Below are 10,092 nucleotides of genomic sequence, written 5' to 3' on the forward strand. Positions count from 1 at the left end.
TATGAGGGCGGCCCGCCTGGGGGCTTTGCGCCACATAGGGTGGGTCAAATTTAAATGCTGAAACCGGGTCAGTTTTGAACGCTCATTGACACGCCGACGGCTGGATTGCGATGCAAGCAAGGTTTGAAGGACCAGAATAGTGATCTCCGCCTAAGTCTAGGTTCAGGACGTTTAAAGTGTTTCGAACTTAAACGGCATTTTCTACCATCAGCGGACGTTCGACATAATCGGGGCAACGACTGAGTTGCGGACAAAAACTGACCTTGGAGACTACACCTTCGCTGACGCAGGATCCACCGCACTGGCAGCAACAGCTTATACCTTCAACAGGGAAAATCGCCAAAGCGGCCGTTCCACAGAAGGCTTGGGAGCTCCTTGATCGCTCTTTGACTAGATGGCACTCTGGCATGGAAACAAAGGGGCTTGGCTCAGCGCATAATCAGAGCTAGCAAATAGGCGTCAGGATCATGAAATTGGGCTTCTTCGCGCAAGGAAAGCGAAGACAGGCAACATTGTTACGATCCAGACCACGCTATAAATTGCGGATGGGATGGCATATTCGCTTAACCCATTGGTGTTAGGCAACAGCAAGGTGGCAATTGCGATTCCCAAAGCTCCGTTTTGAACGCCGGTCTCAATTGAAATCGTCTTCGCCTCGATGTCTGTGCATCCGAGCATCCCTGAACTTATGATGCCAATAAACGTGAGTGACGCACCTACAACAAAAAGTGCGGGTCCAAGCCTAAGGTAGTTATCCGCGACCACCACCCAGTTTGAAATGATCGCGCCTCCGATGACCACCGCAAAAAGTAGCATGGAGACCTTGCTAAAGATTGGTTCGACAGCGGCAACAATTCGCGGCGCCAAGGACCGCGCCATCACCCCGACTAGGATCGGTGAAGCTGTTAAAAAAAACATTGCTAAAGCCGTCGACGAAATGTCGATAGCGGGCGCAGTTGCCCCCATGAACATCTGCATCGAATACCCCAGGATGAGCGGTACGGTAACGACACAAGTCAGACTGAAGACTGCTGTAAGAGTAACGGACAAAGCGACATCCCAATTCGAAAGCTTGGTCACGATGTTACTGATCGCCCCGCCCGGACAGGCCGCTAAAATCATGATTCCAACGGCTGTCTCAGCGGAAATCCCAAAGATAAAAGTCACCATCAAAGCGATGCAAGGCAGCAAAATGATCTGGTTGAGAGCCCCTACGCAAAAGGCCCGCGGACGTCGTCCGATGCGTTGAAAGTCAGCCGTTGTGAGTCCGAGGCCAAGGCAGAACATGATGACAACAACTGCAAGCGGCAGCAGCACAGATATGAAAACTTCGCCCATCTACCATGACCTCTATGACTGCATGCTTCCGCACGCTTTCGGACGATACCGTTCAGAAAACCTGATGACGAGTTTTATCAGTTTGGCGCATTTATCCTCAAGCGCCCGAAGATCGAGGCTGTCTTTATTTATTATACCTATCACAGGGTTGGACGATCTGGCGTGAAAGAGCTTTCCAGTGCTAATCTCACTGTATGGCAAGTGTAACTTACGCATTCGCCCGCGCGATGGCCAACGCCGCCGGGATGACGCTGAACGACGATGGTGCCCTGATTTCGAATGGCGCTGTCGTGCTGCGTTTACCAGAAGCTCAAGACGGCCAATTGGCGGATGATGCGTATTTCGATCTGATCGATTGGATTCGTGCGCAACAAGCGGACGAGGCCGCGTTGGTTGAGGCCTATGCGAACGCGATTGCGACCGATGATCTCGGCGTCCTTGGCCTAGCCGTAAAGACAGCTCCGACCTTGCGGCAATCTTTGCAACGGATCGAGCGTTATTTTCGTCTCGTAACGGACACCGCAGTTTACAGACTTGATGAAACCGGCGATCCGGTCCTTTGGATTTTTGAGGGGCAAACATCACATCGCGCTGCCTTGGAACTGCGCAACGAATGCGCGCTTGCGGCCTTTGCGAGGAACATGCATCGGTTTGTGGGTGATGGGTTGTCGCTCGCATATGTCACGTTTCAGCATGCTTGCAGACAAGAACCGGAACGCTACGCCGAATATTTCGGGTGTCCGGTTCAATTTGGGAGCGACCACAACGCCATTGCGATGCGCCCCGCTATGCTGGAATGCGTAAATCGTCTTGGCGACCCGGGCTTGTCAGATTTCATGACGAAACATCTGGATGAGGAATTCAATTCTCTGGATGATGATATGTCACTGGGCAACGTACTTGTTCATCGACTTACGCCAGCCCTGAGTAACGGCGCACCGCAGGCGGCGCATGTCGCCCAAGAGATGGGAATGAGCGAGCGCACGCTTTACCGCAGGTTGGCCGAGGAAGGGCTGACCTATCGCGACGTTCTTGGTCAGGCACAAGTTGCACTTGCTCGTGACCTGCTGCGTGACGGTAAGGCTTCCATAGCCGAGATCGCCTTTATGACCGGGTTTTCGGAACAGAGCACGTTCAGCCGCGCCTTCAAGCGTTGGGTCGGCCAAGCACCCGCTCGTTTCCGGCAGCAAGCGACCTCCGACTAGGCGCGCACCTCAAGACCACATGGCAGGTTCGGTCAAAACCTTGGCAGGGCCTGCCAATACCTCGGCCAACGTGGCGCCTAATTTCCTCTTTGTCAGATCCACTTGGGGCGTTGCCGAGTAAGGCAGACCGCTTTGCCCCTCTCAGACAAAGGAAGTTTACAATGAGCAATCACGACCACAAACATGAAGCCGGCTGCGGCTGCGACGTCACGCCCGAACGCGTTGACATGGCGCGCCGCCGACTCCTGACGCAAGCCGCTGGGGCTGCCGCGGCGGGTACAACAATCGTTGCTGGTGGGCAGGCGCTTTCAGCAACCGAAGAGGCTCGTGCCACTTACGCTGACCCGGAGAACCCAGGCCTTCCCCAAATCGACATGACCATCGAACCGGGGCGCACCGCGCTTGTGGTGACCGACCCCCAGATCGATTTTCTGTCCGAGGACGGTGTGACGTGGGGCGTCGTTGGTGAAAGCGTGACCGAACAGGGCACCGTCGACAATATCGAACGGCTTTTCATCGCCGCCAAAGCAGCCGGGATGCCGGTCTTCATCTCGCCGCACTATTACTACCCGCATGACCATAAGTGGGAGTTCGAAGGCACGCTTGAAGCCACGATGCACAGCATCGGCATGTTTGACCGCCTCGGGCCACTCAACCTGGACAACTTTGAGGGCTCAGGTGCCGACTGGATGCCTCAATACAAAAAGTACATCGAGGATGGCGAAACCATCGTCTGTTCACCCCACAAGGTTTACAGCCCTGCCCAGAACGACCTGAACCTGCAATTGCGCAAACGCAAGATCGACAAGGTGATCCTTGCGGGGATGTCCGCGAACCTTTGCACGCAAGCGCATCTCTATGAGTTGTTGGAACTGGGCTATGAGGTTGCTGTCGTTCGCGACGCGACGGCCGGGGCCAAAGTGCCTGAAGGTGACGGGTATCTCGCAGCCATCATCAATTTCCGCATGGTCGCCAATGGCGTCTGGTGGACCGACGACGCGGTGAAGCGCATCGGCCAATCTGCCTGACACGAACCGACTTTCCAGTTTGATCCTGACATCCTGAAAGGAAATATCATGACACGCATCTTTACACTTCCCGCACTTACAGCAGCGTTGACTCTTGCCCTGGCGGCGGCGGCATTGGCCGACGATGAATACAACGTTTCGAACAGTCTTACCCTGACTGGACACCCCCTCGGCATGCACGGCGTCGATCCTGTGTCGATGTTTGAAGCCGAGAATCCTGAGATGGGCAACGCCACTTACACGTCGACCCATGATGGTGTGGACTACTATTTTGCGTCGCAAGCGGCGCAAGCTACATTCGAAGCGGATCCGACGGCACATCTGCCTCAATTCGGCGGGTTCTGCGCCTTTGGCGTCTATGTAGGCAAGAAGCTTGATGGCGATGTTCGGTATGCCGATATCGTGCACGACAAGCTCTATCTCTTTGTGAATGAGGACATCTTCAAGAAGTACCTTGAGGACAAAGAGACCGTGATTCAAGGCGCCCATGCCAAGTGGGCAGACATCCACCACACGCCTGTCGGCAGTCTATGATTGAGGAATTTGGTGGCTTTTGCCGGTCGGAGCCACCGCTGCCTCGCCCCTCCCCAAAAGACCGGCATTTCTCCAAAACGCCACGCTCGCACACAATTCGCGTGCGTCGAAAGCTCTGCCCAAAGGAAGCCAGACATGACTGATTTTGAGACCTATACAATCGCCTCTGCCCCTGAAGCCGCGAAACCAATTCTGGAAGCATCGCTGAAAGGGTATGGTTTCGTGCCCAATCTTTATGCGGCCATGGCCGAAGCGCCCGCAATTCTGGAAGGCTATACGACACTTTCCAACATCTTCGGAAAGACCAGCCTTTCAGAGACTGAGCGCCAGATCATCCTTATGACTAACAACCGGTTGAACGGGTGCAAGTACTGCATGGCCGCCCATACCACTCTTTCACAGATGGCCGGTGTCCCCGAAGACGTGATCGCAGCGTTACGCGATGGCAGCCCTATCGCCGACCCCAAATTGGAAGCACTGCGCAAATTCGCCATCGTGATCAACGAAAGCCGAGGCTGGCCCAGCGACGCACAGGTCGAGGCGTTTCTGACGGCTGGTTACACACGCCAATCTATGCTGGAAGTCATCCTCGGCACAGCGTTGAAAACCCTGTCGAACTATACGAACCATGTGGCGGACACCGCGTTGGATGATGCCTTTGTGCCAAACGCATGGACCGCCTCGGTCACAGCGGCGGCAGAATAGCGCAAACTCGCCTTTTGATGGTAGCGCGCTCAAACCTGTTTCCTGTGTTAGCCAAGTAGGGGATTGGATTTGAGGCGCTCGACTGCAAAATCGACAAAGGCGCGCACCTTCGCAGACACGGTTCGTCCCTCTTGATGCACAAGATGGATGGGAACCTCGGGTGGTTCATACGACTTTAGAACAGTCTTGAGCCGCCCATCTGCGATGTAGGGTGCCACTTGATAGGAAAGAAGCCGTCCAACACCATGACCTTGCAAGGCCAACTCGATCACAGCGTCATTTGTGTTCATGCTGATACGTGGGCTCATGCGTTTGGTGACAGTCTTTCTGCCCCGTTGAAAATGCCATTGGGCCGATGCATTCAAGGCAGTTGAATTAATGATTGCGTGGCGGGATAAATCATCGGGCGTGTCTGGTTCGCCATATTGGTCAAGATATTTACGGGAAGCAAACACGACCTGCCTCACCGTACCACACCTGACAGCCATCAAACTGGAATCAGCGAGGTTGCCAATTCTGATCCCGACGTCGAGACCCTCATCAATCAGATTGACCACGCGGTCCACATAGAGCGTGCGCGCCGAGAGCTTTGGATACTGATCCAAAAATTCGCCCAATATTGGAGCGACAAACATACGACCAAACAAGACCGATGCGGTGACACTTAATTCCCCGGTTGGTTCGGCATAGGAACCGAAAGCCGCGCGCTCGGCCTCATCAAGATCAGCCAAAACACGTCTGGCATCCTCAAAAAACCTTTGTCCACTATCAGTCAGCATCACCGAGCGCGTGGTGCGCACAAAAAGACGGATCCCCAGGCTGTCCTCAAGCATGGAAACCATTCGGGTCACTGTTGGCGGTGACATGTTGAGTTGGCGAGCCGCCGCGGCAAAGCCTTTCAACTCGGCCACCTTCACAAAGACGTTTAGCGCCTGAAATCTGTCCACAGCATTATTCCATATTTTGGAATAATATATTGCCAAGTATCTGAATTCCGCAACATTGAAGCTCTGATTAACTTCACCTCAGTCCCAAGGCATCGCCCAGACCGAGATGGAGAATTCGATGGCACGACCCTTTGCAGAGATCAGCTTCACGCCTTCCGTGCGCGAAACTCAGGCCAAATATGGTTCAGCGAACGGTTACGCGAAGTTTCTGGAAGGCATCCATCACGAGGATCTGATCAGCCCGGTTGAGGCCAACTTCATCGCGCAAAGGGACGGCTTCTATCAGGCCACAGTTTCAGAAACCGGCTGGCCTTATGTGCAATTCCGCGGTGGCCCAGCGGGTTTTCTGAAAGTGTTGGATGAACGGACACTTGCCTACGCTGATTTCCGCGGCAACCGGCAGTATCTCAGCACCGGGAACCTGCTGGGCAATGACCGCATCTCGCTGATCCTGATGGACTACCCCAATCAGAAGCGCCTCAAGATCTGGGGTCAGGCGATGATCATTGATGCCGAGGACGATCCGGCCCTGATGCAGCGCCTGAGAGCGCCGGACTATCGCGCTCACCCGGAGCGGGCGGTTGTGATCAAGCTTGAAGCGATGGACTGGAACTGCCCGCAGCACATCCCCCAACGCCTGACCTTTGAAGAGTTTGAAGATTATCTGGCCCCGTTTCGCACTGAGCTGGCAGCGCTGAAAGCACGAAACGCAAGGCTCGAAGAGGCGCTCGGACAGCAAAACTGACCGGTGTTAATCCTGGCGCGTTCAGACGCGCGCCCCGTAACCCAATGAAAGGAAAAACCCATGTCGCGCAATCTAAAATCCATCCTGAGCGCCAGCATCCTCGCGCTTTCAATCGCAGCGCCAATTGCACCGGTTCCTGCAATCGCAGCAGGGACCGAAATTGAGGCCACGCAGGCCGTCTATTTCCGCACCGAACAAATCGACGAAGTCAGTATCGCCTATCGTGAGGCCGGAGATCCGAGCAGGCCCACCGTCCTGCTGCTTCATGGCTTTCCGACTTCCTCGCATATGTTCCGTAACCTTATCCCGGAACTGGCGAAGAGCTACCACGTGATCGCGCCCGATTTCCCCGGATTTGGCGCGTCGGACATGCCGATGGCCGAAAACTTCGAGTATTCCTTCGCAAATATCTCTGGAATGATGACATCGCTGCTCGAACGTAAGGGTATCGATCAATACGCGGTCTATCTGATGGATTACGGTGCCCCGATTGGTTTCCGTATGTTTGCGGAACAACCCGAACGGGTCACTGGCTTCATCATTCAAAACGGGAATGCCTATGAGGAAGGGCTGCGCGAGTTCTGGGATCCAATCAAAACCTATTGGGCCGAGCCATCGCAAGAGAATGGTGACCAGCTTCGTGGATTCCTCACTCTGGATGCTACCAAATGGCAGTTCACCCACGGAGTTCAAAAACCCGAATTGATCAGTCCGGATAACTATTGGCACGTCCAATATCTGCTCGACCGCGAAGGCAACCAAGAGGTGCAACTCGAACTCTTCCTGGATTACGGCACCAACGTTGCAGAGTACCCAAAATGGCAAGCGCTGTTTCGCGAGCATCAACCCCCGGCACTGCTGATGTGGGGGAAAAATGATCACATCTTTCCGGCCGAAGGCGCCTATCCCTATCAACGCGATCTGAATGATCTCGATTTTCATCTGCTCGATACGGGTCACTTCGCGCTGGAAGAATATGGGCCCGAGATTGCGGCGCAAATGACCGCCTTTCTGAACCGCATCACCGCCGCCAGCAACTGACGTAATACTGGCCGCACCATGCTCAAAGGTGCGGCCGACGCATGGAGAAAACCAATGAATACGCAAGCAAATACTGTCAGACAGGTAACGGTTGAAATCGTACACGGCTTTGTCGACGGTGGCGCCGGTGGAAATCCCGCAGGCGTCGTTCTGGACGCTGATAAATTGGGCGAACAGGATATGCAAACCGTCGCGGCAAGGGTTGGATTGTCCGAAACGGCCTTTGTGTCGCAGTCCAAGACTGAGGGCTTCAAACTGGATTTCTTCACACCGAACAGGCGCATCGCTCATTGCGGTCATGCAACAATTGCCGCCTTCTCTCATCTGGACGCGCTGGGCCGGATTCCCAATCCCAACACCTCGAAGGAGACAGTTGATGGGCCAAGGCGCATACTAATGAAGGAGGGCGCCGCCTATATGGAACAGCTAGCCCCAAAATACGCGATACCAGAGGAATGGGTGACAAAAGGTATAAGCATCGACGATGTACTGAACTCCCTTGGGATCAGCAGACATCACCTTGATCAGGAAATACCACCGATTTTAGTCAATACTGGTAACAGTTTCATTGTCATCGGCCTCGCTGATGCCGATAGTCTTGCCAATGTGAAACCAGATTTTGCCAAAATCACGCAAATCAGCGAACGACTGGATTTGATCGGCTACTACGTCTTCACAAGAGACCCATCGGCGACCGACCGAGACGCTACAACCCGCATGTTTGCGCCCCGATACGCGATTGAGGAAGAAGCCGCGACGGGGATGGCTGCCGGGCCCTTAGCATGTGTATTGCACGACTTTGTCGGATCATCTCAACGATCATTTCAAATCGAACAAGGGGTGTTTATGAACCCGGCGAGTCCGAGCTTGATAAAAGTTGATCTGGACATCGAGAATGGAACAATTTCCGGCCTGATGGCGGGTGGCTACGGCATGGTTAAACGCTCCCTTCGAATTGCTTTCTAGCGTTAAACAGCTAGTCAAATGTGATGTTTGCTTGCTGCCAATTTCGCGTACGGTGAAATTAGGCACTGAATTCATCCGATGGCGGAACGTCTGGTTTTCCATTGCAATGTGACACGAATACTTGCTTGCCTTAAGAACAAATCTTGCTGCGAGCGCGTGCAGCAAGAATTTGTAATGACTAGGTTGGGGCTCGAAGCGGTCGTTCGCTACGCAGCGCATCAATGACCGCTTTGCAGATGCGGATTCAACGGGTGGTCGCAACACTTTAGTCTTTTTTGAAAGATGGAGTGTTGATCATGAAGTACCGGACGCGGACGTTTTACACCGACAAGCAGAAATCGGAGATGTGGGATCGATGGCAGCGGGGGGAGTCGCTTAGCTCGATTGGCCGCCGGTTTGACCGGGCGTCTTCTTCGATCTTTCCGCATCTGGCTCTGACCGGCGGCATTCGCCCGGCGGAACGCACCAGATCCCGGTGCGCGTTGAGCCTGGCCGAGCGGGAAGAAATCTCGCGCGGACTGGCAGCCAACCGATCCTTTCGCGCGATTGCCCGAAACCTGAGCCGTGCCCCCTCGACCATCAGCCGGGAAGTTCGCAGGAACGTAGGGCGCAAGGCGTATCGCGCGGCGCTGTCAGATCAGCGCGCGTGGGACTGCGCAAGGCGGCCCAAAGCCTGTAAGCTCTCGTTCAACGAACCTTTGTGCCGGTTCATTGCCCGAAAGCTGCGTCTGAAGTGGTCACCTCAGCAGATTGCGGGATGGTTGATGCGCAGGCACCCCGACGAAGAGCAGGAGCGCGTGTCACACGAAACGATCTATCGCAGTCTCTATGTGCAGACCCGTGGCGTTCTGAAGAAAGAGCTTCAGCAATGCCTGCGCAGCCCACGGGCCATCCGTCGATCACGGCATGCAACGCAGAAGGGCCTGAAGCTGCGCAAGATCAAGGATGCTGTGCCGATCAGCGACCGCCCGCCCGAGATCGAGGATCGCGCCGTGCCGGGCCACTGGGAAGGCGATCTGATCGTCGGGGCCAATAACAGTTACATTGCCACGCTGGTCGAGCGTCATTCCCGCTTCGTGATGCTGGCCAAGGTAGCGAACAAGGATACGCAGAGCGTCATCACGGCTCTGATCAAGCAGGCCCGCAAGCTGCCCAAGGAGCTCTATCGCTCACTGACCTGGGATCGTGGCTCAGAGATGACAGACCATGTGAAGTTCACCATGGCCACCAAGATCGACGTCTTCTTCTGCGATCCCCAATCACCTTGGCAACGCGGCAGCAACGAAAACACAAACCGACTTTTGCGCCAGTACTTCCCGCGGGGTATCGATATGTCCACCTACAGCCAGGCCAAACTCAGTGCCGTCGCGAGGCAACTCAACGAACGCCCCAGAAAAACCTTGCAATACCAAACCCCAGCCGAGAGGTTTGCCCAGTGTGTTGCGGCGATCCGTTGAATCCACAAGACTAAAGCAGTCATACGTAGAATCTATAAAGACGAAAATGCAAATGCGTGATAGCTCCAGATTATGGCCACGACATCTGCGCGAAATCGACCATCCATCCCTTATGCATTTGCCGTT

10 protein-coding genes are annotated in these 10,092 nt (G+C 54.6%); 8 read left to right on the forward strand and 2 right to left on the reverse strand.

The features are described 5' to 3' along the window. Positions 1 to 465: 465 nt before the first annotated feature. Positions 466 to 1,338, reverse strand: a complete 873-nt coding sequence (locus ACR0AU_RS21685; protein ID WP_480796304.1) for a bile acid:sodium symporter family protein — start codon at positions 1,336 to 1,338, stop codon at positions 466 to 468. Positions 1,339 to 1,532: 194 nt separating this feature from the next. On the opposite strand from ACR0AU_RS21685, the gene ACR0AU_RS21690 reads away from it, so the two are divergent. The 4 genes from ACR0AU_RS21690 to ACR0AU_RS21705 all read left to right on the forward strand — a co-directional run bounded on the left by ACR0AU_RS21690 (position 1,533) and on the right by ACR0AU_RS21705 (position 4,810). Further along, a complete protein-coding gene (locus ACR0AU_RS21690; RefSeq protein WP_480796305.1) occupies positions 1,533 to 2,543 on the forward strand; it encodes an AraC family transcriptional regulator ligand-binding domain-containing protein in 1,011 nt (336 codons plus the stop codon). A 161-nt stretch (positions 2,544 to 2,704) separates the two neighbouring features. Beyond that, positions 2,705 to 3,571, forward strand: a complete 867-nt coding sequence (locus ACR0AU_RS21695; RefSeq protein ID WP_480796306.1) for a cysteine hydrolase family protein — start codon at positions 2,705 to 2,707, stop codon at positions 3,569 to 3,571. 48 nt (positions 3,572 to 3,619) lie between these two features. After that, positions 3,620 to 4,105 (forward strand): YHS domain-containing (seleno)protein, encoded by a 486-nt coding sequence (locus ACR0AU_RS21700; protein ID WP_480796307.1) that lies wholly within the window; start codon positions 3,620 to 3,622, stop codon positions 4,103 to 4,105. Positions 4,106 to 4,240: 135 nt separating this feature from the next. Further along, positions 4,241 to 4,810 carry a carboxymuconolactone decarboxylase family protein gene (locus tag ACR0AU_RS21705; RefSeq protein ID WP_480791218.1) on the forward strand — a complete coding sequence of 190 codons (570 nt, stop codon included), beginning with the start codon at positions 4,241 to 4,243 and terminating at the stop codon, positions 4,808 to 4,810. Positions 4,811 to 4,857: 47 nt separating this feature from the next. On the opposite strand, the gene ACR0AU_RS21710 is transcribed toward ACR0AU_RS21705, so the two are convergent. Further along, positions 4,858 to 5,757 carry a LysR family transcriptional regulator gene (locus ACR0AU_RS21710; RefSeq protein ID WP_480796308.1) on the reverse strand — a complete coding sequence of 300 codons (900 nt, stop codon included), beginning with the start codon at positions 5,755 to 5,757 and terminating at the stop codon, positions 4,858 to 4,860. A gap of 118 nt (positions 5,758 to 5,875) precedes the next feature. Between ACR0AU_RS21710 and ACR0AU_RS21715 the strand changes: the two genes are divergently transcribed. The 4 genes from ACR0AU_RS21715 to ACR0AU_RS21730 all read left to right on the forward strand — a co-directional run bounded on the left by ACR0AU_RS21715 (position 5,876) and on the right by ACR0AU_RS21730 (position 9,966). Beyond that, positions 5,876 to 6,502: a pyridoxamine 5'-phosphate oxidase family protein gene (locus tag ACR0AU_RS21715; RefSeq protein ID WP_480796309.1), complete on the forward strand. Its 627-nt coding sequence runs from the start codon at positions 5,876 to 5,878 to the stop codon at positions 6,500 to 6,502. Between the two features lie 60 nt (positions 6,503 to 6,562). Continuing rightward, positions 6,563 to 7,543 (forward strand): alpha/beta fold hydrolase, encoded by a 981-nt coding sequence (locus tag ACR0AU_RS21720; RefSeq protein ID WP_480796310.1) that lies wholly within the window; start codon positions 6,563 to 6,565, stop codon positions 7,541 to 7,543. 54 nt (positions 7,544 to 7,597) lie between these two features. Beyond that, positions 7,598 to 8,509, forward strand: a complete 912-nt coding sequence (locus ACR0AU_RS21725) for a PhzF family phenazine biosynthesis protein (RefSeq protein ID WP_480551675.1) — start codon at positions 7,598 to 7,600, stop codon at positions 8,507 to 8,509. A gap of 296 nt (positions 8,510 to 8,805) precedes the next feature. Further along, a complete protein-coding gene (locus ACR0AU_RS21730; protein ID WP_480796311.1) occupies positions 8,806 to 9,966 on the forward strand; it encodes an IS30 family transposase in 1,161 nt (386 codons plus the stop codon). Positions 9,967 to 10,092: the final 126 nt, after the last annotated feature.

The organism is Ruegeria sp. CG1 (assembly GCF_056537265.1).